The following is a 1,170-nucleotide window of genomic DNA, read 5'->3' as shown; positions in this document are numbered from 1 at the left end:
CGGACCAAGCCGCACGTGAACGTCGGCACGATCGGTCACGTTGACCACGGCAAGACCACGCTGACGGCAGCGATCACGACGGTGCTGACCAAGAAGTTTGGCGGCGAAGCAAAGGCATACGACCAGATTGACGCGGCGCCGGAAGAAAAGGCACGTGGTATCACGATCAACACGGCACACGTCGAGTACGAAACGGCTAACCGCCACTACGCACACGTCGACTGCCCGGGCCACGCTGACTATGTGAAGAATATGATCACGGGCGCAGCGCAGATGGATGGCGCGATCCTGGTGTGTTCGGCTGCAGACGGCCCGATGCCGCAAACGCGTGAGCACATCCTGCTGGCGCGTCAGGTTGGCGTTCCGTACATCATCGTGTTCCTGAACAAGTGCGACATGGTGGACGACGCTGAGCTGCTGGAACTCGTCGAGATGGAAGTTCGCGAACTTCTGTCGAAGTACGACTTCCCGGGCGACGACACGCCGATCATCAAGGGTTCGGCCAAGCTGGCGCTGGAAGGCGACACGGGCGAGCTGGGCGAAGTGGCGATCATGAACCTGGCCGACGCGCTGGACACGTACATCCCGACGCCGGAGCGCGCAGTTGACGGTGCGTTCCTGATGCCGGTGGAAGACGTGTTCTCGATCTCGGGTCGCGGCACGGTGGTGACAGGTCGCGTTGAGCGCGGCGTGGTGAAGGTCGGCGAAGAAATCGAAATCGTCGGTATCAAGCCGACGGTGAAGACGACGTGCACGGGCGTGGAAATGTTCCGCAAGCTGCTCGACCAGGGTCAGGCAGGCGACAACGTTGGTATCCTGCTGCGCGGCACGAAGCGTGAAGACGTGGAGCGTGGCCAGGTTCTGGCGAAGCCGGGTTCGATCAACCCGCACACGCACTTCACGGCTGAAGTGTACGTGCTGAGCAAGGACGAAGGTGGTCGTCACACGCCGTTCTTCAACAACTATCGTCCGCAGTTCTACTTCCGTACGACGGACGTGACGGGCTCGATCGAGTTGCCGAAGGACAAGGAAATGGTCATGCCGGGCGACAACGTGTCGATCACGGTGAAGTTGATCAACCCGATCGCGATGGAAGAAGGTCTGCGCTTCGCAATCCGCGAAGGCGGCCGTACGGTCGGCGCAGGTGTGGTTGCTAAGATTCTCGAGTAA

General features: G+C 60.8%; 1 protein-coding gene. It reads left to right on the top strand.

Annotation, left to right across the window (positions count from 1 at the left end):
* A partial coding sequence (gene tuf / locus HHL24_RS43420) for an elongation factor Tu (RefSeq protein ID WP_007750620.1) occupies window positions 1–1,170 on the top strand: 1,170 nt, incomplete at its 5' end.

This window comes from Paraburkholderia polaris (assembly GCF_012927345.1).
Taxonomy (GTDB): domain Bacteria; phylum Pseudomonadota; class Gammaproteobacteria; order Burkholderiales; family Burkholderiaceae; genus Paraburkholderia; species Paraburkholderia polaris.
Note: the sequence above shows the minus strand (reverse complement) of the source record. Positions and strands in the feature narration are given on the sequence as shown.